This is a genomic window from Pseudomonas sp. LBUM1679, from assembly GCF_059695565.1.
The window spans coordinates 3,723,201-3,745,153 of record NZ_CP166774.1; the positions used below are offsets into that span (position 1 = coordinate 3,723,201).

Genomic DNA, 21,953 nt, shown 5'->3' on the forward strand with positions numbered 1-21,953 from the left:
GGTCTTACAGGTATAGCCAATGCAGCGCCTTTTGCTGTGAAAATCACCCTGTTCAGCCCTAACAGCCACCGGATCACAGCCGTCATTTGACAGAAGCCGGCCATCCGGCAAAGCTGCATCGAGCTGTAACGCGCGCCTGACGGCAAACGCACCTGGACTATGGACGTCGCAATGCCGAAACATAAAAATAAAGCGCCTGTACCGAACCCTGATTCAGCACCGACCCTGATCGCCCGTTATCTGTTTCCCGTCACCCTCGGTATATTGCTGATGGTCGTCGCGGGCATCGGCTGGTTTTTGTTCAGCAGCCAACCGGCCCCCGTGACTTATGCCCCGGCCAGCACGCCCGTGGCCGCGCCGGTCAAGCCGCAACCGGTGGCCGTGGTGCCGGCACAAATGGTCGATGAACAACAGTGCCAGGGCTGCCACAGTGAACAGGTCAAGGACTGGCAGGGCTCCCATCATCAGTTGGCGATGCAGCCGGCCAATGCCGAGACCCTGCTGGGTGACTTCAATAACGTCACGTTCAAGGCAGAAAAAGAAACGACCCGTTTCTCCCGTAAAAACGATGAATTCTGGGTCAATACACCCGGCATCGATGGCAAGAATGCCGACTTCAAGGTGGCCTACACCTTCGGTGTCGCACCGTTGCAGCAATACCTGATCGAGGTCGGCGAAGGTCGCCTGCAAGCCCTCGGCGTTGCCTGGGATACCGGGAAACAGCGCTGGTTTCACCTCTACCCCGGCCAGGGCGTGAATTTCAAGAATCCGCTGCACTGGAGCAAACCGAGCCAGAACGCCAACTTCATGTGCGTCGAATGCCACACTACCGGTTTCAAGCGCAATTTCGATCCGGTCAAAAACACCTTCGACAGTCACTGGAACAGCCTCGGTGTCGGCTGTCAGGCCTGTCACGGTCCAGCCTCCAATCACCTGGAATGGACCGCAAAAAAAGGCGGCCTGATCGATGCGGGGTTTGCCGTCGATCTCAAGGACAAGGACGCCACCGTCGAGATCGAAACCTGTGCCCGCTGCCACGCCCGCCGTGCGCCACTGGACGACGGCTTCACCGTCGGCAAGCGCCTGATGGACGATTACCTGCCGAGCACCCTGACCCGCGAGTTGTATGCCCTGGATGGCAAGATCAAGGACGAGGTGTTCGAGCATGGGTCCTTCGCCCAGAGCAAAATGTTCGACAAGGGCGTGCGCTGCAGCAACTGCCACAACCCCCACAGCACCCAACTCAAGGCACCGGGCAACGGTGTGTGCCTGCAATGCCATAACAGCGCCGGCAACACCTCGGTGGCAGGCGTCGACGGCAAGGGCCTGCAGGCGAAGAACTACGATTCAATCGACCACACCCGCCACACTGTCGGCCAGCCCGGCTCACAGTGCGTGGATTGCCACATGCCCGGCAAGTTCTACATGGGCAATGACTTTCGCCATGACCACAGCTTCAGCATTCCCGACCCTGTGCGAGCAAACACACTCGGCACCCCGGACGCCTGCCTGACCTGTCACCAGGGCAAGGCCGGTGACAAGGTCACCGAACAGTTCAAGCGCTGGAACAGTCCCACCCCTGCCCAGGCTCCGCGCTATGACGAGAGCCTGTGGCTGATCCGCAACGGCCGGCCCGGCGCGGCGCAAGCCTTGTACGAGCAGCTGCAACGCAGCCATCTGCCGGCGATCCAGCGGGCGACCTTGCTGGCCGAATTGCCGCTTTACCCCAGCGAGCAGGCGTTGAATCTCGCCACCAGAGACTTGAGCAACCCGGCGCCGCAAGTGCGCGAAAGCGCCGTGCGGGCGATCAGTGCGTTCCTGCCGCCGGCGGAGCGTGCGTCGCGACTGACGCCATTGCTGGGCGATCCGGTGAAGGCCGTGCGAATCGCCGCGGCCCGGGACTTGCTCAGTGCTGCCCAAACGGGTTTGGGCAGCGCCCAGGCCAACTGGAATGCGGCCATCACCGAGTACGAAGACGTGCAGAAAAGCCTGGCCGAACGCGCCGAAGCCAACCTCAACCTGGCCATGCTCTATCAGGCCAGCGGACGCGGCGGCGAAGTAGAAGCGCTGCTGCGCACAGCCCTCAAGCGCGATCCGGACTTCTACCCGGCGCTGGTGACCCTGGTGCAATGGCTGGAAGTTGGCGGACGCGGTCAAGAAGCTCAAGCGCTACTGGCACAGAGCCTCAAAGAGCATCCGGAAGCCGCCATGCTGCAACATACTCAAGGTTTGGCGCTGATTCGTGCAGGTAAATCCGACCAAGCCATGCCGGCCCTGCATAAAGCCGCGCAACTGGAGCCACAAAACGCCCAATATGGCTATGTCCTCGCCGTGGCGTTGCATGACAGCGGCAAGGTCGATGAAGCCTGCCAGGCGCTGGAAAGACTGTTGAAAGAACAGCCGGCCAACCGCAATGCACGACTGTCGCTGATCCAGTACTACCTGGAGAACGGGCAGGAGCCGAAGGCGCAGGTGTTATTGCAGGGCTGGAAGAAGATGAACATGGGCGATCCGGCGTTGAAGTGATTTTCGGTGCAAGGGCAACTCAAAAGATCGCAGCCTGCGGCAGCTCCTACAAGAGTTGCGTACATCCGCGTCATTATGGCTATACGCGGTCAATGTAGGAGCTGCCGCAGGCTGCGATCTTGAAGCCCTTATCGTCGCCTGAACAACGGCCGAGGCTCAATTACCGACCGGCCATACAACACGCTCATCCCCGCCAATCCCTTCAACGCATCTTCAGCGGATTTGTCTTCACGCACCGCAAAGCTGTCAAAACCACACTGACGCATATGGCTGAGCTGGTCGCGCAATACATCACCCACCGCGCGTAACTCACCTGCCCAGCCCAACCGCATCCGTAGCAGGTACGCCTGGCTGTAGCCGCGACCATCACGAAAGCTCGGGAAGTCCACGGCAATCAGCGGCAGATGGTCGAGCCACGGCTTGAGGCACTCCACTTCGTCGTCCGGGCCCAACCACACGCCGTGCCGTTGCGGTTCCTCCAGCCAGCTCGCCAACGGCACAATCACCGGGCCGGCGGGCCATCCGGTATCGACGCTCCTGACCAGCGTCCACGGATCGTCAGCGACAATCCGCGCCACACCGTCTTCCAGTCGCAGCAGATTGTTCATGCCGAGACCTCCAGCAGCTTCGGGTAAACCTCTTCCTTGAACGGCTCCAGGCCGATGCGCTGCAAGGTATCGACAAACAACTCTTCGCTCTCGCGGTAACGCACGAAGGTGGCAATGATCCGCTCGATCACTCCGGGCACTTCGGCGGCGCTGAAGGACGGGCCGATGACTTTGCCCAACGCGCTGTGCTTGCCCTGTGAGCCGCCAAGGGTGATCTGGTACCACTCGCTGCCGTTTTTATCGACCCCGAGAATGCCGATGTTGCCGATATGGTGGTGGCCGCAGGCATTCATGCAGCCGGAGATGTTGAGGCTGATGTCACCCAGGTCGTGCAGATAGTCCAGGTCTTCGAAACGTCCCTGAATCGCCTGGGCAATGGGGATCGACTTGGCATTGGCCAGCGCGCAGAAGTCGCCGCCAGGGCAGGCAATGATATCGGTCAGCAAGCCGATATTGGCGCTGCCCAGGCCTTGTTCGCAGGCCAGGCGCCAGAGGGCGAACAGCTCGGTTTTCGCCACGTCGGGCAGGACAATGTTCTGCTCATGGGCGATGCGGATTTCAGCAAAACCGAAATGCTCGGACCACGCCGCAACAGCGTCCATCTGCTCGCCGGTCACATCACCGGGCGGTGCAGCGATGCCCGGTTTGGTCGACAACACTACACTGGCATAACCCGGCACCTTATGCGGCTGGACATTGCGCGCCACCCAACGGGCAAACGCCGGATTCTCTGCCAGACGCGTGCCGAACTCCAGGTCGGTATCGGACAGTGAGCGATAATCGGGGGCCACGAAGGCACTGGCGACACGCTCATATTCGACCTCGGTCAATTGCGCCGGACCGTCCTTGAGGTACTGCCACTCCTCTTCGACTTCCCTGGCAAAGGCCTCGATCCCCAGCGCCTTGACCAGAATCTTGATCCGCGCCTTGTACTTGTTGTCGCGCCGGCCGTGTCGATTGTAGACGCGCAGCACGGCCTCAACGTAGGACAGCAGGTGCTGCCACGGCAACCCTTCGCGAATCTGCAGCCCAAGGATCGGCGTACGCCCCAAACCGCCGCCGACAATCACCCGCAGCAGCATTTGACCGTCGGCGCCGGGGTAAAGATACAGGCCGATGTCGTGCATCATGATCGCGGCGCGGTCCTGCTGCGCCGAGCAGATGGCGATCTTGAACTTGCGCGGCAGAAACAGGAATTCCGGGTTGATGGTCGACCATTGCCGCAGGATTTCCGCCAGCGGCCGAGGGTCGATCAACTCGTCTGCGGCGACCCCGGCGAAGGCTTCGGTGGTGATGTTGCGTACGCAGTTGCCCGAGGTCTGGATCGCGTGCATCTCTACCTGGGCCAGACGTTCGAGGATGTCCGGGACCTGGGCCAGTTCGATCCAGTTGAATTGCATGTTCTGCCGGGTCGTGAAATGGCCATAATTGCGATCGTAATCCCGGGCGATGCTGGCCAGCGTGCGCATCTGCTGCGCGCTCAAGGTGCCATAGGGAATGGCCACGCGCAGCATGTAGGCGTGCTTTTGCAGGTACAAACCGTTCTGCAGGCGCAACGGCAAAAACTCCTCTTCGCTCAACTCGCCCGCCATGAAGCGTTCGACCTGGTCGCGAAATTGCGCAACCCGCTCAAAGACCAGCGCCCGGTCATAGTCGTCGTACTGATACATGTGGCTACCTCATCAGGATGGTTCGGGCTGTCAGTCAAAGCACAGAACCTGTGGGAGCGGGCTTGCCCGCGATTGCGGTAAGTCAGGCGCCATCAATGTTGACTGTGATGCCGCCATCGCGGACAAGCCCGCTCCCACAGGGAGTGCGCCGGGAGTCGAGCTCTGTGGCTCGTTTTCAAGGTAGCGACTATGGATCTGCGGCGCAGCACGTTACAGATTCACCTGAAGGCAAAAAAACCATATCAGTGCGCGCTGGATTGCTGCGGGCATGGCACCTGATCTGATCCGCATAAATGTCGTTTCCCTGAGCCTGTTTTGTTTCCGGCAGGGTTTCTACAGTGCATGACCTGCCAGACCGGGTGGCCTGGCACTACTTTGCAACCGTGGAAGCATTGACCATGAGCACAGCAACAATCGGACAGGCCTACAACTACAAGGTCGTGCGCCAATTCGTCGTGGCGACCATCGTCTGGGGCGTCGTGGGGATGGCGATGGGCGTGTGGATCGCCTCGCAACTGGTATGGCCCGAAATGAATCTCGACCTGCCATGGACCACCTTCGGCCGCTTGCGCCCGCTGCACACCAGCCTGGTGATTTTCGGCTTTGCCGGCAGCGCGCAATTTGCCGCCAGTTACTACGCGGTGCAACGCACCTGCCAGGTACGACTCTATTCGGACAGACTCGCCGCCTTCACCTTCTGGGGTTGGCAATCGGTGATCGTGGTGATGCTGGTCACGTTGCCGCTGGGCTACACCACCACTAAGGAATACGCCGAGATCGAGTTCTCCGGCGCGGTGTGGATGACGGTGGTCTGGGTCGCCTACGCCATCGTGTTCTTCACCACCGTGGTGCAGCGCAAGACCAAACATATCTATGTCGGCAACTGGTTCTTCGGTGCGTTCATCGTGGTGATCGCGATGCTGCACGTGGTCAATCACCTGGCGATTCCGGTGGACTGGTTCAAGTCCTATCCGGTGTATTCCGGGGCGACCGACGCCATGGTCCAATGGTGGTACGGCCACAACGCCGTGGGCTTTTTCCTGACCACGGGCTTCCTCGGGATGATGTATTACTTCGTGCCAAAGCAGGTCGGGCGGCCGGTGTATTCCTATCGGTTGTCGATCGTGCATTTCTGGGCGTTGATCACCCTGTACATCTGGGCCGGCCCGCACCATTTGCACTACACCGCGCTGCCAGACTGGGCGCAGTCGCTGGGCATGGCCATGTCGCTGATCCTGCTGGCACCGAGCTGGGGCGGCATGATCAATGGCATGATGACGCTATCGGGGGCCTGGCATAAGTTGCGCACCGACCCGATTCTGCGCTTTCTGGTGTTGTCCCTGGCCTTCTACGGCATGTCGACCTTCGAAGGGCCGATGATGGCGATCAAGACCGTCAACGCCCTCTCCCACTACACCGACTGGACCATCGGCCACGTCCATGCCGGCGCCCTCGGTTGGGTGGCGATGATCACCTTCGGCTCGATGTATCACATGATCCCGAAGGTTTTCGGCCGCGAGCAGATGTACAGCACGCCGCTGATCAACCTGCACTTCTGGCTGGCGACCATCGGCACGGTGCTGTACATCGCGTCGATGTGGGTCAACGGCATCACCCAGGGTCTGATGTGGCGCGCAATCAATGACGACGGCACGCTGACCTACTCCTTCGTCGAAGCCCTGCAGGCCAGCCATCCGGGGTTTGTAGTGCGCTTTGCCGGCGGGGTGTTCTTCCTCGGCGGGATGTTGCTGATGGCTTACAACACCTGGCGCACGGTGCGGGTGTCGGGCATGGCGATGGCCGAGCGTGAAGCGCGTATTGCCTGAGGCGAGGGCTTGAGATGATCCTGATCGTGTTGAATATAGTCGGGGTGATGGGGCTTTGGTTGGCGGTTGAATGCTGCCTGAAGCACCACACCGCCCAGAGTCTGGAGGATGCGAGCCTGATTCCGTTTGCCGATGATCCGGAGGTGGCGCGGCGGGTGGAATTGGCGACGGGGAAGACGGTGAAGGCGGTGGCGCCGGAGGAGGTGAAATCCGGGTGGGGAAACATGGATATCTGATGTCCCCCGATCTTTGTGGGAGCGGGCTTGCCCGCGATAGCGGAATGTCAGCCAACGAATGTGTTGAATGTTCCGCCGCTATCGCGGGCAAGCCCGCTCCCACAGGGTTATGTGTAAGCCTCAGAGATTCAACCGCGATCGCGCGGGATCAGGCTCTGCAACTGCTGCGCCAGGAAGTTTGCATCGAAGGCAAAGGTGTCCGGGTCTTTCAGGCCGTTGGTCTTGCGCCACTGCCAACTGCTGGACGGCGGCAGGCACACCAGCGAAATGCTGCCATACCGCGCGGCGGTCAGGCCCATCACCGCCAGGGAAATCTGGCCACCGGCGCCCATCACATCCGGCACGAACTCCACCGGTTTGCCGGCAATCACGATGCTCAGTTTTTCGGTCTTGAAGGTCGAGGTCTCGAGCGGAACGCTGGGCCCCGATGCGACATAGGACTCGCGGCTCACTTCCAGCAGGTTCGGCGCCTTGACCGGTTCCAGCCACTGCTGAATCTGATCGAACAGCTCACTAATGCGCGTCGCCCACACGGCCGATTGCGACTCAAACAGTTGTTTCTTGTGCGCTTCGCTTTCTGCGTAGTGGCGAAGCATCTCACCCAGTTGCTGTACGTCGTCCATTGCGGTGTTCCTTTGATTGAAGCAGTGCTGCGGACTTTGAGCATGGCAGATGCGCGCTGGCGACGTACGACTAAAAGCGTGAGCGGTACTGGCTGGGGTACGGCGAGCCCCTGCACGACACCACCGAACTGCATGCGCAGGCGGCGGTGACGTTCGCTTCCGGGGAGTGACTTAACCGGCCTTGGGCGGGCGTCGCAGGCGCGCCATGCTCAAGGTATCCACCCATACGCCGTCACGCACGGCGTAGTCGCGAAACAGGCCTTCGGTTTCGAAGCCGAACTTGCGATACAGCCCGATGGCAGCTTCGTTGTCGGCGTAGACCGAAAGCTCCAGCCGGTGCAGGTTCATCCAGTTGTCGGCGGTGTCCAGCGCCGCCGCCAGCAATGTCGAACCGACGCCTTTGCCCTGCCACGCCACCGCAACACACATGCCGAGGTTACCGGCATGGCTGCGACGAATCCGTGAAAACTGCTCCAGGCCAATGTTGCCGATGACCATTCCCTGATGCAGCGCCACCAGCTGTAAATGTCGTTCGTTGCCCGGATCCAGGCGTTGGCGCCAGACCTCGGTGGACTGAAACGGCATTTGCAGCACCTGACGGGTAATGGCCGGGTCGTTGTAGAGCGCGGTAATGCCGTCGATGTGGGATTCGTTGAAGCGTTCGAGAGAAATGACAGAGTCACTGGCGCTCATGGGTGATTCATCCTTGATACAGACATGGCCGTCTACTCTATAACGCATTCTTCCGGTATGGCGAGAACCATGTAGGAGCAAGCTTGCTCGCGATGGACGTCAACGATAACGCACGGCATCTGACAGCACGCGTCGCCCCTGCGTTTTTCGTCGGAACGCCGCCCGGAGCAAGCTCGCTCCTACAGTTGCAAGCGCGTTCAGCCTTCGAACCACTCCCGCCGCTCTTCGAAGGTGTTGTGGATCAACTCGACGATCATCTGCACGCCCGCCTCATCCCGGGAATCGGCATTGACCGCCATCCACACCTGCCGCTGCATCGGTTGGCTGAACAATCCCGGCAATGCCACCAGCCCCCGGTCGAACCGGCTCATGTAGTGCGGCAGCAGGCCAATGCATGCGCTGCAGCGGATCATCTCCAGCATCAGTTCATAGGAATGCAACTGCACCACCCCCGCCAGACGCTGATCCACCACACTGTTCCATGGCCGAAAATGCTCGACCTGACGATCATGTTGCCACTGCACCAGCATGAAATCGGCCAGGTCATCCAGGCTGTCCGGCCGGGCTGCAACCCGCGAGTAGCGCTTGGCAATGTGCGGCAGGTAATCGAGCCGCGCCAGCCCTTGGGGTTCGCTGGTGACAAAACTCGGACCTGGCAGCGGCGAATCGGTACCAGCCAGCCAAACTACCACGTCGGCACTGATGGCCTGCAGGGACAGTTCGCTGTCCAGGGAGATGATGTCCAGGCGCACACTGGCGTTGCGGCGCAACAGCGAGACCAGGTCGCGGCCGAGAATGTCGTGCAGGATGGTTTCGCTGACGGCCAGGCGTATCAACGGCTGTTCAATCACCGGCAAGTCGCGTTCATGGGCCAAGGCGATCAATTGCGCCTGCAGCTGCAAACCGTCACGACTGAGGGCAAGACCATTATCGCTATGGTTGAACAATGAACACTGCAGTTGCGTTTCAAGTTGCGCCAATTGTTTGCGCAGCAGGGTCGCCTTGATGTTGAGGCTGCGAGCCGCCTGCATGAAACAGCTGCACCGGGCAATGACCCGGAACGCCTGCGCGAGCTCCGGATCGAGCCCCGCCGCCAGCGTGCGCCAGGGCGCGGTTTTGTCTACAGGCGCGCGATAATCGGCCACATGTTGACGGCCTGGGGTTTCCATAAAGGGCATCGTTGACTCCTTGTCGATCCGCTTGTCAGAAGCCTCTCATCCTGAGCATCTTTCATGAATCTGGTGTGACAATTGCCTCACTCGCTTGGGGTTTGCCGAAAGCTCACCGCCAGGCGATTCCAGCTGTTGATGGTGCTGACGGCGAGGGTCAGGTCAACCATTTCGCTTTCGTTGAACTGCTCCCGGGCCTGGGCGTAGACATCGTCGGGCACATGGCTTTCGGAGAGCAAGGTCACCGCTTCGGTCCAGGCCAGCGCCGCGCGTTCCCGGGCGTTGAAGAAGCCGCTGTCGCGCCAGACCACGATCGAGTACAACCGGCGATCGGTCTCGCCCAGGCGCCGGGCATCCACCGAGTGCATGTCGGTGCAGAAGGCGCAGCCATTGAGCTGCGAGGCGCGGATCTTGATCAGGTGCAGCAAGGCCGGCTCGATGCTGAGGTTACTGGTCAAGGCCTCCATGGCAATCATCGCTTTCATCGCCTTGGGCGAGGCGCTGTAGTAATCCAGGCGGGGGTTCATGACGTGTCTCGAGGATCGATGGGTACGCTTCACGTTAGGCGTTGTTGCACAGAGGTTACAGAGCCAATTGTGCGAAATACCCGTGGACCACCCAGGCACCAGACCAATCGGAGGTTTTTCGCCCACGCAACTACTGCGCAGCAGCTCATGCGGGTAATCTGGCGCGACGCACACGCGCCTCAACCGCTGCAGGAGCCTCGCCGGTATGGAACTTCATGTTGTCATCAACGGCCGCAAGGACCTGGCAGGCCAGTTGTACCAGCAACTGCGCAGTGCCATCGAATCCGGCCGCCTGGCAGCCGGGATGCAGCTTCCGCCCAGCAGGTTGCTGGCGCAACAGCTGGGCATTTCGCGCAAGACCATTTCGGACACCTACGCCCAGCTGACCTACGACAATTTTCTGACCGGGGTGATCGGCAAAGGCACCTACGTCAATGCCCGAGCGGCGAAAATCACCCATAAACAGAGCCATTCGGAACTGGCCGGTTTTGATGTCATCGAGACCTGGCGCAACCTGCCGGTGTTTCTGCGCCATCCGACCCTGGAAGGCTCGTTGCGCTACGACTTCATCGGCGGCGCCACCAGCAAGGGCCAGTTTCCCCAGGACGATTGGCGGCGCTGCACCTCGCACGCCTTGCGCCAGATCGCCGGCTCCAAGGGCTTTTACAGCTTGCCCGAGGGCTTGCCGGCGCTGCGCAATGCGATTGCGCGGCACATTGCGTTTTCTCGCGGGGTCAACTGCCAGGATGAGGATGTGGTGGTGTGCAACGGTGCGCAACAGGCATTGGACCTGATTTCCCGGGTGCTGACGAGTCCGGGCAGTGTGGTGGCCATGGAAGACCCCGGGTACCCGCCGGCGCGCTTGCTGTTCGGTTCCCACGGCGCCAGCGTGATCGGGGTGCCGGTGGATGCCGAAGGCCTGCAGGTCGACAAGATTCCCGATGGCACACGGCTGATTTACGTCACCCCATCCCACCAGTTTCCCCTGGGCATGCCCATGAGCCAGGACCGTCGGGTGGCGCTGCTGGAACGGGCCTACGCCTTGGGCGCGATCATTATCGAGGACGATTACGACAGCGAGTTTCGCTACGAAGGCCGTCCCACCGACTCCTTGCAAAGCATGGATGAACGCGGGATCGTCGCTTATGTCGGGACCTTTTCCAAAACCTTGTTGCCGGAGTTGCGATTGGGTTATGCGATTCTGCCGCCGGCCATTCTTGAAGCGGTGATTCGCGCCAAGCAACTCACCGATCTGCACACCTCCACCCTGCCCCAATGGGCACTGGCCAAGTTCATCGCCGAAGGCTGCCTGCTCAAGCACATCCGGCGCTGCCATACGATCTATGCCGGGCGCCGCGAACGAATACTCGCGCGCATGGCCGGCGACCTTGCACCCTGGCTTGAGGCCGTACCGACCACGGCCGGCTTCCACATGGTGGTTATGTGCAAAGTGCCTATCGATATTCCATTAGTGATCGAGTTGGCGAAAAAGGTCGAAGTCGGCCTTTACGCCATCGACAGCTTTTTCTACCAGCAAGCGCCACGGGCCGGGTTTTTCCTGGGTTTTGGCGCCATCGAAACCCTGGACATCGACATCGCCCTGGACCGTTTTCGGGACATTTTGCAGCAGGTCGCCTGACGATTGGTCTGGGTTTTTATCCGGCGATTGGCTATTGGTGGTCCGGGGGGCCAGGCCTATCCTGAATGGGCGTTATCCCTCAATGAGCAGGATTCGTCCGGCCCGATTCAGGAGTGTGAGCAATGTCCAACGAAGTGATCAATACCGTGAAGGTGCAGGCTGCGGCCGGCCGTTCGGAAGAACTCGGCAGGCAACTGCAAAAGATCGTCGAAACCCTGCGCGAACAACCGGGCTGCGACGCCTATATGGTCGACCGCTGCCCCGAGGACGACACCCGCTGGACAGTCAGCGCCCGCTGGCAATCGGAAGCCGCCATGCAGATGCATTTCAACTGCCCTGAAGTACAAGGCTTTATCGGTCTGATCGACAGCCGACTGGCCAACGCCGTCGACTTCAACAGTTTCCCAATCGTTTAGAAAGTTAGATCGCAGTCTCCGACCACTGCTAGCGGGCAATGGGTACCCCGGTAGGAGCTGCCGAAGGCTGCGATCTTTTGATCTTTAACGGTATCCATTGGTCCCCTTGTCTTCCAGTAAATTGGCCGTTTGAATGGCCTGACTTACGCATTACCGTGGTCCCTGACGACTAACCACCACAGGTGATGAACCATGAAAGCTTTGCGTTTCTGTGCTGCCTCTCTCGCTGCTTTGGCGCTGACCGTGTCAGCCTCTGCATTCGCCCATGAATCCGCAGATCCCTCGGAAAAAGTCACGGTGTTGCAGGACCAGCTGCTAAAAAACGTGCCGGGCAAAAAGGCGATGATGATTGAAGTCGACTACAAGCCCGGCCAATCATCAATCGCTCACAAGCACGAGGGTACGGCGATGGCCTACGTTCTTTCCGGCACCATCACTTCTCAGGTGAAGGGAGAAAAGGCGATCACTTACAAGGCGGGCGAATACTGGTATGAGGCAGCCGGGTCGGAACATCTGGTGTCGAAAAATGCCAGCGCCACCCAGCCTGCCAAACTGCTGGTATTCATGGTGTTGTCCCCGGAAGAAAAGGTGTTGATCCCCTTGGAAAACTGATGACTGCGACATCAGGCATAAATAAACAGGCTGAACTTAAGGATTCGGGCCTGTTTATTTCCCGGGGTAATTAATCGGTTTCTTTTAAACCAAACAAAACTATTGGCCACCTGACAAGCGCACCTATTGGCTATTTCATTCGGCAAAGACAGGTTTAGTCTGGGATTACCGCCGCCCCAAAGCGGCCACTAACACCTTCTACCCAAGTTATTTCACTGGAGAAACACCATGAAACTTGCGCTTGCCAGTACCTTGACGATGACGGTTCTTTTGACAGGCTGTTCGGTTCCCACTGCGCCGAAGGCCGTTTCTTCCCTCGACGGTCTGTTCACCGAACCGGTCGGTCGCAGCAGTGCCACGAGCGTCGCCAGTGGCCGCAACGTGTCTCTGGGCATTGTCTACAGTTCCAACACCCAGGCCAACCGCGCCTACCTTCAACATTACCAGACCAACGCCGGCACAGGTTTCGGTCAGAGTCTGCTGGTGCAGTCGATTCACGATGCCTATGTGGCCACCTCAAAACCGGATCTGGCCGTGGACTGGGTCAAGGCCTCCTTGCAACGTCAGTTCGGTACGGTGACGGTGTATCCGGACCTGCAAAGCCTCAGGGCGGCGAAACCGGATGTGGTCGCGATTGTCGATACCCGCAGTCAATTGATGACGTCGCGCAGTTCGGACATCGAGGCGGATGTCCGAGCGATGTTCTATGATTCCAACTTCAACTACATCGGCACTGCGCAGGGGTATGACGCTAAAGCGTTGAGTCCGTTATGGGCGGATTATAAACGCAGCGAAGAGATTGTTGCGGACATTAATGAACAGCAGAATGTACAAGTTCGGGCGCTGCAGAAGTTTGACCAGTCGCTCAGTAATTTATTGGCCGGGCCGGCAGATAAAGTGTCGATGGTTGATAATAAAACAGGCTGGAAGTTGTATTGAGGCAAATGGCCCCATCGCTGGCAAGCCAGCTCCTACAGGGTTTGTGTTGTCGCAGATAATGTGATCGACGCAAACCCTGTAGGAGCTGGCTTGCCAGCGAAGAGGCCCGCCCAAACACCAAAAAATTCAGGCATAAAAAAACCCCGCATCTCTCAATGCGGGGCTTTTTCATTCAACAGCCTGAATCAGGCAGCCGGCTCCAGCACGGTGTTGGCAGGAGCAGGAGCAGCGGCGGGTACCACCGCTTGCCCGCTCAACGCCAGGTCCAGCAGTTCGCGGTTGGCCACCGCGTACATGGCGTAGTCCGTGCCGCTGGCGGCACGCAGTTCCACCAGCATGGCGCGCCAGCGTTCGATCATGCCCTCGTGCTGCTCCATCCACAGTTCCAGGCGTGTTTCCACGTCCTGGGTGCCGTCGCCCTGTTGCAGGACCGAGATGGTGATTGCACGTTGCTGCCAGTCGACGTCATCCCGGAACGCTTCACGGGCCAGGGCCTGCCAGTTGTTTTCAACCGGCAGGGCGCTGATCTGCTGCAGGTACCAGGTGATGTCCAGCGCGCTGCCCACGGCGAAGTACGCCTTGGCGACGTCGGCGGCATTCTGGCCCGTCACGTCGGACGCTTCGATGATCGGCAGCAAGGTGTAAAGGTGCGTGGTGCCTGCAACCATGCGCGCCAGCAACTCAGGTACGCCAGCCGCGACGTAGGCCTGATAACGGGTCTGCCAACCTTCGCGGGTCGGACCTTCCAGCAGTTCGTCGAGCTTGAGGCCCAGCGCCGCCAGGTGCGGACCGAAGTGCGCGACGTCACGGGCAGCGTTCTGCTCGTTGCGACGGCTGCGCAGGAACCAGCGCGTAGCGCGACGGCCCAGGCGCATCAGCTCATCCATCAGCTCCAGTTGCACGTCGGCCGAGACCTGGTAATCCAGGGCCTCTATCTGCCGGAACCAGTGCGGGAGGTGGAAGATATCCCGAACTATTACATAAGCACCCGCTACGTTCGCCGGGCTCATGCCGGTCGACTCCTTGAGGCGCTGCACGAAGGTGATGCCCATGTGGTTCACCAGATCGTTGGCGATCTGGGTGCTGACGATTTCGCGCTTCAGACGGTGACGGCGCATGGCGGCGGAGAACTTGCTCACCAGGCTTGGCGGGAAAGCGGTTTCCATGTCGCGCGTCAGGTAGTCGTCGTCCGGCACCTGGGAATTGAGCAGCGCTTCCTTGAGGTCGATCTTGCTGTAGGAGATCAGCACCGACAGCTCGGCACGGGTCAGGCCGTGGCCTTCGGCGAGGCGCTCGTTGATCGCCTCTTCACCCGGCAGGAACTCGATGGCGCGATCCAGCTTGCCGCGGCCTTCCAGGTCGTTCATCAGACGCTTGTATTCGGCAATCCGCCCAAAGGCACGACGGGCCGCCAGAGACAATGCCTGAGTCTGCTTGTAGTTGTTGCCGAGCACCAGGTTGCCGACTTCGTCGGTCATGCTGCCGAGCAACTGGTTACGTTGCTTCTCGGTCATGTCACCGGCGTGCACGACTTCGTTGAGCAGGATCTTGATGTTCACTTCGTGGTCGGAGCAGTCCACGCCACCGGCGTTGTCGATGAAGTCGGTGTTGGAACCGCCGCCATTGAGGCCGAATTCGACACGACCCAGTTGAGTCATGCCGAGGTTACCGCCCTCGCCCACCACTTTGCAGCGCAGTTCGTTGCCGTTCACGCGCAGTGCATCGTTGGCCTTGTCGCCGACATCGGCGTGGCTTTCGCTGCTGGCCTTGACGTAGGTACCGATGCCGCCGTTCCACAACAGGTCTACCGGTGCCTTGAGCAAGGCATTGAGCAGCTCGGTCGGGGTCAGCTTGTCGGCTTGGATGTCGAAGCGCTCTTTCATCTGCGGGGAAATCGCGATGCTTTTCGCGCTACGGGAGAAGATCCCGCCGCCTTCGGACATGATGCTGGTGTCGTAGTCCGACCAGGCCGAGCGCGGCAGGTCGAACAGGCGCTGACGCTCGGCGAAGCTGTTGGCAGGCTCCGGGTTCGGGTCGATGAAGATGTGCAGGTGGTTGAACGCGGCGACCAGTTGCAGCTTGTCGGACATCAACAAACCGTTGCCGAACACGTCACCGGCCATGTCGCCGACGCCCACTACGGTGATGCTGTCTTCCTGGACATTGATGCCGCGCTCGCGGAAGTGGCGTTGTACGCCGACCCACGCGCCCTTGGCGGTGATGCCCATTTTCTTGTGGTCGTAACCGGCCGAACCACCGGAGGCAAAGGCATCACCCAGCCAGAAGCCGTAGTCGATGGCAATGCCGTTGGCGATGTCGGAGAAGGTCGCAGTGCCTTTGTCCGCGGCAACGACCAGGTACGGGTCATCGTCGTCATGACGCACGACGTTGACCGGCGGCACTAGGGCGCCGTCCTTGAGGTTGTCGGTGATGTCCAACAGGCCCGAGATGAAGATGCGGTAGCAGGCGATGCCCTCGGCCGCGATCTCGTCACGGCTGCCGCCCAGTGGCAGACGACGCGGCAGGAAGCCGCCCTTCGCGCCTACTGGCACGATGACCGAGTTCTTCACTTGCTGGGCTTTGACCAGGCCCAGGACTTCGGTGCGGTAGTCTTCTTCACGGTCGGACCAGCGCAGGCCACCGCGAGCGACGTTGCCGAAGCGCAGGTGCACGCCTTCGACGCGTGGCGAGTAAACGAAGATTTCGAACTTCGGTACCGGCTTGGGCAGCTCCGGAATCTGGTGCGGGTTGAACTTGAAGCTGAAGTACGACTTGTTCTGGCCCCGGGCATCGGTCTGGTAGAAGTTGGTCCGCAGGGTGGCCTTGATCAGGTCCAGGTAGCGACGCAGGATGCGGTCTTCGTTCAGCACCTGGACGTCGTCCAGCGCGGTCAGAATCGCGTGTTCCAGTCGTTGCTGCTTGTCTTCCAGGTCGTCGGTACCGAGCTTGCGCGCCAGGTAGAAACGGGTCTTGAACAACCGGGTCAACTCGCGAGCGATGTCGGTGTGGTTGGTCAGGGTGCTGGCGATGTAGCCCAGGTCGAAGCCCAGGCGGATCTGCTTCATGTAACGGGCGTAGGCCCGCAGCAGCGCCACATCGCGCCACGGTAGACCCGCGGTCAGTACCAGGCGGTTGAAGGCATCGTTCTCGGCATCGCCACGCACGATGTGGACGAACGCGTCCTGCAGGGTGTCGTTGAGCTGCTGGATGTCGAGTTCCAGGCCTTCGGCGGCGGTGAACGCGAAGTCGTGAATCCAGAACTCGCGGCCATTGTTGTGACGCAGGCGATACGGGAACTCACCCAGCACGCGCAGGCCGAGGTTTTCCAGGATCGGCAACACGTCCGACAGCGCCAGCGGCGTATCAGCGTGATACAGCTTGCAGTGCAGCATGCGCTGACCGGACACCTGGGCCAGCGGCTGGTAGAAGCTCATCACCAGCGGATTTTTTTCGCTCAGGCTCAGCAGGTGCTGCATGTCGACCACCGCCGAGTGGGCAGCGAAACGCTCGCGGTAACCGGCGGGGAAGCCTTTCGGGAAGTCGGCCAGCACGTTGGTGCCGTGGGCTTCGCCGAAGCTTTCAACCACCAGGCTGGCGTAGTCGTCCTGCCAGCTGCGGCAGGCTTGCACCACTTCTTTTTCCAGCCGGACCGGGTCGATGTCCAGGCGGTTCTTCGGATCGACGCGCAGAATCAACTGCACACGGGCAAGTACGGACTCGGAGAAGAAGGTCCAGAACTCGCAATCCGAGGCTTTCAGGCGATCCATCAGCACTTGCTGGATCTTCTGCCGCACTTCGGTGGAGTAGATGTCACGTGGCACGTAGGCCAGGCAGTAGCAGAAACGGCCGTAGGGGTCTTTGCGCAGGAATACGCGAATCTTGTTGCGCTCCTGGATCTGCACGATCGACATCACGGTGTTGAACAGCTCGTCCACCGGAGTCTGGAACAGATCGTCGCGCGGTAGCACTTCGACCACCTGCGCCAGTTCCTTGCCCAGGTGAGCCTTGGCCTGGAAGCCGGAGCGGCGTTCGATTTCCTCGACCTTGCGGCGGATGTACGGGATGACCCGCACGCTCTCGCCATACACCGACGAGGTGTACAGGCCCATGAAACGGCATTCCTTGATGACCTTGCCGTCGGCGTCGATTTCACGGATCGACACATAGTCCGGGTAAGCCGGGCGGTGCACGCGGCTTGGGTGCGCGGCCTTGGCGAACGACAGCAGCGTCGGTTCGCGCAGGTAGTTCACGGCGTAGTCTTCGATGCGCAAGTCATCGTAGGTCAGGCCGGTACGCAGCAGCTTGGTCAGGCCGAGGAACGAATCCTGGTCATAGACGATGTGGCCGCCGTCGGCTTCATCGCGCACCACGAATTCTTCGTAGCCGAGGAAGGTGAAGTGGTTGCCCACCAGCCATTCCAGGAAACTTTTGATTTCGGCTTTTTCTTCAGGGTCGACAGCGTACTGGCTGCTGTCCAGACCGCTCAGGATTTCCTGGACCTTGGCTTTCATCGGCTCGAAATCGGCAACCGCGACGCGGACTTCACCGAGAACCTGTTCCAGCTCTTTGCTCAGGACATTCAGTTCGGCCGTGTTGGCACAGCGGTCGATTTCCAGGTACATCAGGGACTCTTGCAGGATCCCTTCGCCCTGGGTGCCCTTGGGCAGGACTTCCAGCAACTCGCCCTTGCTGCCGCGACGCACGCTCAGCACGGTGGTTTGCAAGGTATGGATGCTATAGCCGCGGCGGTTCAGCTCGGTACGCACCGAGTCGACCAGGAACGGCAGGTCATGGTGCAGCACTTCGACCGCGGTGTGGGTCGACTGCCAGCCGTGGCGTTCGTAGTCCGGGTTGTAGACGCGCACTTGCGGATGCGCGTGATCGAAGCGCTCAAGCAGGCGCCATGCGGAAAGGGTGCAGCCGGCGAGGTCGGACAACCGACGCTGGGTCAGCTCGTCCAGGGAAATGATGCCGAAGAATTGTTCAGCGAACAGCGCCACTTGTGGCAGTGCCTGTTCACTGATGTGCTGCGCCAGTGCCGCTTGCAGTTGGTGCTGGAAGTCGGCTTTGCTGGCTGCGGTGAAGAACGCCATCTGTGGTACTCCGCTTGGGCTTGTTATTGATGGAAGCGTCGCGTGCAAAACCCCTTTCGGGGCGATCCGTCACCCTGTTCCTGATTCTCGGGCAGAGGAAACAGGGGGACAGGTGGGTGAAGCTGGACGAGACACTCGGGTCACATTCACCTTCCATGAATGGGCATCTGCAAAAGCGACTGGGCTGGGTGCAGCGCAATGTCTTTACAGGTATCCATTCGATGCGCAGCTTAACCACTGCGGCAAGGCCCGTGCTTGCGGCGCTGCGACATATTCGGTCATCGGTACGTAGCTCAAGGCATGCGCAACGAACAACACTAGCATTCGCACAGAAAAATGACGGTTTTCCGTGCGGTTTTATGGGACATGCGTACCAGAAATGACCAGTTACACTCTGGCCGTTCACGACAAGGCCGCAGACACTCGGATAAGCAGACGCTTGGAGAGGGAAGAGAATCTAACCGACCGCTTCGGAAGCGGTGGCGAACGATGCAGTGTCTTACGACGATGAACTGATCACGCTTGCTGGCGGGTTCACTGATCCCTCAGGGTTCCCCGCCAGTTCAAGATTTCGGCATAGGCAACAACACAAATCCGCCAATTACCTTGTCATGGGCAATCAACCCCTGGCTGCCACTCTTTACCAAACTCAGCTGAATGGAGATCCGGTTGCTTATTGAGGTTGTGGAAGTTCTGTTTGTATTTCTTCCCCTTGTACGCCACCTCTTCTGCGTAGACTGCATAAACCTTGCCGGCATCCCACACCGGGATATCGCCACACTTCCCTGCCTCGACAGGCGCTTTGATAGTCACATGCTCCGCCAGATTAATGGTATGAGTGCCATCGGAAACATCTACGGAAAGGAGGCCTGTGGTATCGGCAGTGACGGTTGGCGCTGTGAACAACATCGACTGCGCACTTCCTGTCGGCGGCACAAATCCGGTGGCGGTCCAACGATAGGTCAGTGGTTTGTTTGAGGGAGACTGCGCATAGACATGGGCGCTAAACGTCTCGCCCGACGCTACTTCCTCTGGCAAGGCAAGCCGTCCTGTAGGGGGTTTGTCGGCTCCGTCCGCCAGCATTTTTTTGATAGCGGCATCCATATCGGGCTGAACCCCGATTTCTGTCCGATTGCCATTGATCGGGGGGTAGCCCGTTTCGACGAGGAGTGCACGGAGTGCTTTCGGTGGAATATTGCCCAGGCCGTTGGCACGGGCCACGCCTTGCATGGAGGCAAGCACCCCCGCAATGATCGGGTTGGCTGACGACGTACCGCTAAACGTATGGGTATAGCCTGTAGTTGGGTTGCTCGCACTCCAGGTTGTAGTGGTGACATTACCCCCCCAGCCAAATAGATCGACACGACTTCCATATTCTGAAAAACCAGCTCTGAGGCCGGTCATCGGATCAACAGCACCCGCATAAACTGCACCCGTATCGAAAAGAGCACGATCAAAATAACCTTTGAAAAAAGGATGATCCAAATTGATATTGCCATTTGCAGCAGCCAACACTGTATGCACACCCTTCTCTTGAACAAGGTAAGAAATAATGTCGCGTACTGGCCTATTATATTCCAGGGGCATATAACAATTTGTTGTGCACCCCACCTCCTCAAAAGGCGTGTAATTATAGTGCACACCCAATTGCACCACATCTCCCTCATGCAACATTTCCGCCAACTGAAGCAGTCTATCCGTGCCCCATTGCAGATAGCCTAACCTGGCGGACGACGCTATACCGGTAGTACCAAAACCATTTTCCCTTGAAACAATAACGCCTGCGCTGGCAGTATCATGGGAGCCGGTTATGGCCCCGACGGTAATTTCCAGGTAGGGTTTTGGCAAATCAACATGATCATATGACCAGTGATCTACTTCGGCAGAGACGACCTCTATCTCTTGGCCCTTGCCCCCCGAGATTTTCCAGGCTTCAACTGCATTCACACCACCGATCTTATAGGGCGGCACCGCCGCTTGGCCTTGCAGATAATTTTGTTGTCCCGTGTAATCAGGAATATCCTTGCTCGCTACTTTTCCAATAGGCTCGCCATTATCTCCATGCATCCCATCTACACGGGGTTCAAATTGAGCTTCTTCGACCAATGGATTCTGTTTTAATTGTTGAATCAATGACTCTGCCTGCGTCGCCGTCATCGCGCGAGTATCAACTATAAAGTAACGATTCAAACGATGCCTTTGCAGCGCCTGCTGCTCAGCCTTGGTTCGCGTTTCGAAAGCAGGCACCAACGGCCTCATGTTTGGCACAAGGGCTTTTAGCGCCTTTAACGATTGACGAGTATACGGGATACTTTTCTGGCTATCGGAAATGGAAACCTCCTCTTTCAGCAAAAAAATCAGATGCGAGTAATCAGGCGTAGCGGCACTCACAAAAAAAGGCAACGAAGCCATCCAGAAAAGTAGGAAATTTATCCATTTACCCATCGACTTCATACTGACATCCCCTTGGTCAACACTTTCGGCATTATCGAATACACCCACCCGCAACAACTCTGGCTCTAGCAAAAAACACGATCAACACCAAGTTGCCAGCATTAGAGTTAATGCGTTAAACCAAAGCATGGCTACTGTCAGAAATTACAGTACCGACGACTGGTCGAGCGTTCCTGCAGTTTGTAGTCAGACGAGTTTTTTTGGATAACCTGCCCTTTAATTCATCTGACCGTTATCGCTGTAACAGCACAGAACGACCCTGTGGTCGAGCAGAAAACTTCAAAGGCTGGCAGAATCGCCTTTTGTTGTGATCACAACGCTCGTCGAGCCAGGATTTTCCCATGCAAATGACCACCCCCCTCTTGATCGTCAACCCCTGCGATGACGAAGAAGACAACATGGCAATGCTGTGCTGCCACAGCGAACAGGGCGATATGTTCCTGATGACCCGTTACCCCGACGAAGACGAGCTGGAAATCACCCTCGACGGTGAACCTTCGACCCTGGACGGGGTGAAAGTCACCCTCAGCCCTACCCGCCTGCTGATCGAAATTGCGGCGGCGGATGCCGATGCGTTGAATGGGGATGATTCGCTGGAGATCATTCACAGCACTGAGGCGGGGGATCTGGCGGAAGTGGAAGAAACCTTGCAGAACATTCTCAAGGGAACCGGGACCTATATCAGCGAACTTTGAGGGTGTTCAGGCGGGCCCCATCGCGGGCGAGCCCGCTCCCACAGGGTCTTGGGCGTTCACATTATCTGAATACGCCGAAGAACCCTGTGGGAGCGGGCTTGCCCGCGATGAGGCCGCCACACACTCCACTCCAACCCCCGCCCCGCAAAACTACAACGGTTTCGCCCATCATTTCCCCCCTTTAAGCAAAATGCCGTTAGTCGCCACCCCCCACGATGCTTTAAAGT

At 59.0% G+C, this 21,953-nt stretch carries 16 protein-coding genes; 8 read left to right on the forward strand and 8 right to left on the reverse strand.

Annotated features, from left to right (window positions below; translation table 11 throughout):
* The first annotated feature begins 171 nt into the window (after nucleotides 1-171).
* On the forward strand, nucleotides 172-2,526 hold the full coding sequence (locus tag ACA062_RS16880; protein WP_497452120.1) for a tetratricopeptide repeat protein: 2,355 nt from the start codon (nucleotides 172-174) through the stop codon (nucleotides 2,524-2,526).
* A gap of 128 nt (nucleotides 2,527-2,654) precedes the next feature.
* On the opposite strand, the gene ACA062_RS16885 is transcribed toward ACA062_RS16880, so the two are convergent.
* A complete protein-coding gene (locus ACA062_RS16885) occupies nucleotides 2,655-3,134 on the reverse strand; it encodes a DUF934 domain-containing protein (protein ID WP_497452121.1) in 480 nt (159 codons plus the stop codon).
* Nucleotides 3,131-4,804 (reverse strand): nitrite reductase NirA, encoded by a 1,674-nt coding sequence (gene nirA, locus ACA062_RS16890; protein ID WP_497452122.1) that lies wholly within the window; start codon nucleotides 4,802-4,804, stop codon nucleotides 3,131-3,133. The genes ACA062_RS16885 and nirA overlap by 4 nt, the downstream gene beginning before the upstream one ends.
* Before the next feature lie 398 nt (nucleotides 4,805-5,202).
* Here nirA and ccoN point away from each other — a divergent pair, with 398 nt between their 5' ends.
* A complete protein-coding gene (ccoN, locus tag ACA062_RS16895; protein ID WP_497452123.1) occupies nucleotides 5,203-6,630 on the forward strand; it encodes a cytochrome-c oxidase, cbb3-type subunit I in 1,428 nt (475 codons plus the stop codon).
* A gap of 14 nt (nucleotides 6,631-6,644) precedes the next feature.
* On the forward strand, nucleotides 6,645-6,866 hold the full coding sequence (locus tag ACA062_RS16900) for a cbb3-type cytochrome c oxidase subunit 3 (RefSeq protein WP_497452124.1): 222 nt from the start codon (nucleotides 6,645-6,647) through the stop codon (nucleotides 6,864-6,866).
* A gap of 128 nt (nucleotides 6,867-6,994) precedes the next feature.
* Here the strand turns inward: ACA062_RS16900 and ACA062_RS16905 are convergent, their stop codons facing one another.
* The 4 genes from ACA062_RS16905 to ACA062_RS16920 all read right to left on the reverse strand — a co-directional run bounded on the left by ACA062_RS16905 (nucleotide 6,995) and on the right by ACA062_RS16920 (nucleotide 9,878).
* On the reverse strand, nucleotides 6,995-7,489 hold the full coding sequence (locus ACA062_RS16905) for a hypothetical protein (protein WP_497452125.1): 495 nt from the start codon (nucleotides 7,487-7,489) through the stop codon (nucleotides 6,995-6,997).
* 171 nt (nucleotides 7,490-7,660) lie between these two features.
* On the reverse strand, nucleotides 7,661-8,182 hold the full coding sequence (locus ACA062_RS16910; RefSeq protein ID WP_497452126.1) for a GNAT family N-acetyltransferase: 522 nt from the start codon (nucleotides 8,180-8,182) through the stop codon (nucleotides 7,661-7,663).
* 197 nt (nucleotides 8,183-8,379) lie between these two features.
* Nucleotides 8,380-9,360: a LysR substrate-binding domain-containing protein gene (locus ACA062_RS16915; protein WP_497452127.1), complete on the reverse strand. Its 981-nt coding sequence runs from the start codon at nucleotides 9,358-9,360 to the stop codon at nucleotides 8,380-8,382.
* A 77-nt stretch (nucleotides 9,361-9,437) separates the two neighbouring features.
* Nucleotides 9,438-9,878 carry a carboxymuconolactone decarboxylase family protein gene (locus ACA062_RS16920; protein ID WP_497452128.1) on the reverse strand — a complete coding sequence of 147 codons (441 nt, stop codon included), beginning with the start codon at nucleotides 9,876-9,878 and terminating at the stop codon, nucleotides 9,438-9,440.
* A 205-nt stretch (nucleotides 9,879-10,083) separates the two neighbouring features.
* On the opposite strand from ACA062_RS16920, the gene pdxR reads away from it, so the two are divergent.
* From pdxR to ACA062_RS16940, 4 genes are all read left to right on the forward strand, one after another.
* Nucleotides 10,084-11,517, forward strand: a complete 1,434-nt coding sequence (gene pdxR, locus ACA062_RS16925) for a MocR-like pyridoxine biosynthesis transcription factor PdxR (RefSeq protein WP_497452129.1) — start codon at nucleotides 10,084-10,086, stop codon at nucleotides 11,515-11,517.
* A 122-nt stretch (nucleotides 11,518-11,639) separates the two neighbouring features.
* A complete protein-coding gene (locus tag ACA062_RS16930; protein ID WP_497452130.1) occupies nucleotides 11,640-11,933 on the forward strand; it encodes an antibiotic biosynthesis monooxygenase family protein in 294 nt (97 codons plus the stop codon).
* A 192-nt stretch (nucleotides 11,934-12,125) separates the two neighbouring features.
* The gene (locus ACA062_RS16935; protein WP_497452131.1) at nucleotides 12,126-12,545 is read left to right on the forward strand and encodes a cupin domain-containing protein; all 420 of its coding nucleotides are present in this window, start codon (nucleotides 12,126-12,128) and stop codon (nucleotides 12,543-12,545) included.
* 228 nt (nucleotides 12,546-12,773) lie between these two features.
* Nucleotides 12,774-13,484, forward strand: a complete 711-nt coding sequence (locus ACA062_RS16940; protein WP_497452132.1) for an ATPase — start codon at nucleotides 12,774-12,776, stop codon at nucleotides 13,482-13,484.
* 185 nt (nucleotides 13,485-13,669) lie between these two features.
* Here the strand turns inward: ACA062_RS16940 and ACA062_RS16945 are convergent, their stop codons facing one another.
* Nucleotides 13,670-18,577: an NAD-glutamate dehydrogenase gene (locus ACA062_RS16945; RefSeq protein WP_497452133.1), complete on the reverse strand. Its 4,908-nt coding sequence runs from the start codon at nucleotides 18,575-18,577 to the stop codon at nucleotides 13,670-13,672.
* 609 nt (nucleotides 18,578-19,186) lie between these two features.
* Nucleotides 19,187-21,031: a S8 family serine peptidase gene (locus tag ACA062_RS16950; protein WP_497452134.1), complete on the reverse strand. Its 1,845-nt coding sequence runs from the start codon at nucleotides 21,029-21,031 to the stop codon at nucleotides 19,187-19,189.
* 341 nt (nucleotides 21,032-21,372) lie between these two features.
* Here ACA062_RS16950 and ACA062_RS16955 point away from each other — a divergent pair, with 341 nt between their 5' ends.
* Nucleotides 21,373-21,726: a hypothetical protein gene (locus ACA062_RS16955; RefSeq protein ID WP_497452135.1), complete on the forward strand. Its 354-nt coding sequence runs from the start codon at nucleotides 21,373-21,375 to the stop codon at nucleotides 21,724-21,726.
* The last annotated feature ends 227 nt before the right edge of the window (nucleotides 21,727-21,953 follow it).

What these genes read in the sequence shown, in the direction of transcription:
- ACA062_RS16880 (WP_497452120.1), top strand. Translation starts at nt 172, where the DNA reads ATGCCGAAACATAAAAATAAAGCGCCTGTACCGAACCCTGATTCAGCA.
- ACA062_RS16885 (WP_497452121.1), bottom strand. Translation starts at nt 3,134, where the DNA reads ATGAACAATCTGCTGCGACTGGAAGACGGTGTGGCGCGGATTGTCGCT.
- nirA (WP_497452122.1), bottom strand. Translation starts at nt 4,804, where the DNA reads ATGTATCAGTACGACGACTATGACCGGGCGCTGGTCTTTGAGCGGGTT.
- ccoN (WP_497452123.1), top strand. Translation starts at nt 5,203, where the DNA reads ATGAGCACAGCAACAATCGGACAGGCCTACAACTACAAGGTCGTGCGC.
- ACA062_RS16900 (WP_497452124.1), top strand. Translation starts at nt 6,645, where the DNA reads ATGATCCTGATCGTGTTGAATATAGTCGGGGTGATGGGGCTTTGGTTG.
- ACA062_RS16905 (WP_497452125.1), bottom strand. Translation starts at nt 7,489, where the DNA reads ATGGACGACGTACAGCAACTGGGTGAGATGCTTCGCCACTACGCAGAA.
- ACA062_RS16910 (WP_497452126.1), bottom strand. Translation starts at nt 8,182, where the DNA reads ATGAGCGCCAGTGACTCTGTCATTTCTCTCGAACGCTTCAACGAATCC.
- ACA062_RS16915 (WP_497452127.1), bottom strand. Translation starts at nt 9,360, where the DNA reads ATGCCCTTTATGGAAACCCCAGGCCGTCAACATGTGGCCGATTATCGC.
- ACA062_RS16920 (WP_497452128.1), bottom strand. Translation starts at nt 9,878, where the DNA reads ATGAACCCCCGCCTGGATTACTACAGCGCCTCGCCCAAGGCGATGAAA.
- pdxR (WP_497452129.1), top strand. Translation starts at nt 10,084, where the DNA reads ATGGAACTTCATGTTGTCATCAACGGCCGCAAGGACCTGGCAGGCCAG.
- ACA062_RS16930 (WP_497452130.1), top strand. Translation starts at nt 11,640, where the DNA reads ATGTCCAACGAAGTGATCAATACCGTGAAGGTGCAGGCTGCGGCCGGC.
- ACA062_RS16935 (WP_497452131.1), top strand. Translation starts at nt 12,126, where the DNA reads ATGAAAGCTTTGCGTTTCTGTGCTGCCTCTCTCGCTGCTTTGGCGCTG.
- ACA062_RS16940 (WP_497452132.1), top strand. Translation starts at nt 12,774, where the DNA reads ATGAAACTTGCGCTTGCCAGTACCTTGACGATGACGGTTCTTTTGACA.
- ACA062_RS16945 (WP_497452133.1), bottom strand. Translation starts at nt 18,577, where the DNA reads ATGGCGTTCTTCACCGCAGCCAGCAAAGCCGACTTCCAGCACCAACTG.
- ACA062_RS16950 (WP_497452134.1), bottom strand. Translation starts at nt 21,031, where the DNA reads ATGAAGTCGATGGGTAAATGGATAAATTTCCTACTTTTCTGGATGGCT.
- ACA062_RS16955 (WP_497452135.1), top strand. Translation starts at nt 21,373, where the DNA reads ATGCAAATGACCACCCCCCTCTTGATCGTCAACCCCTGCGATGACGAA.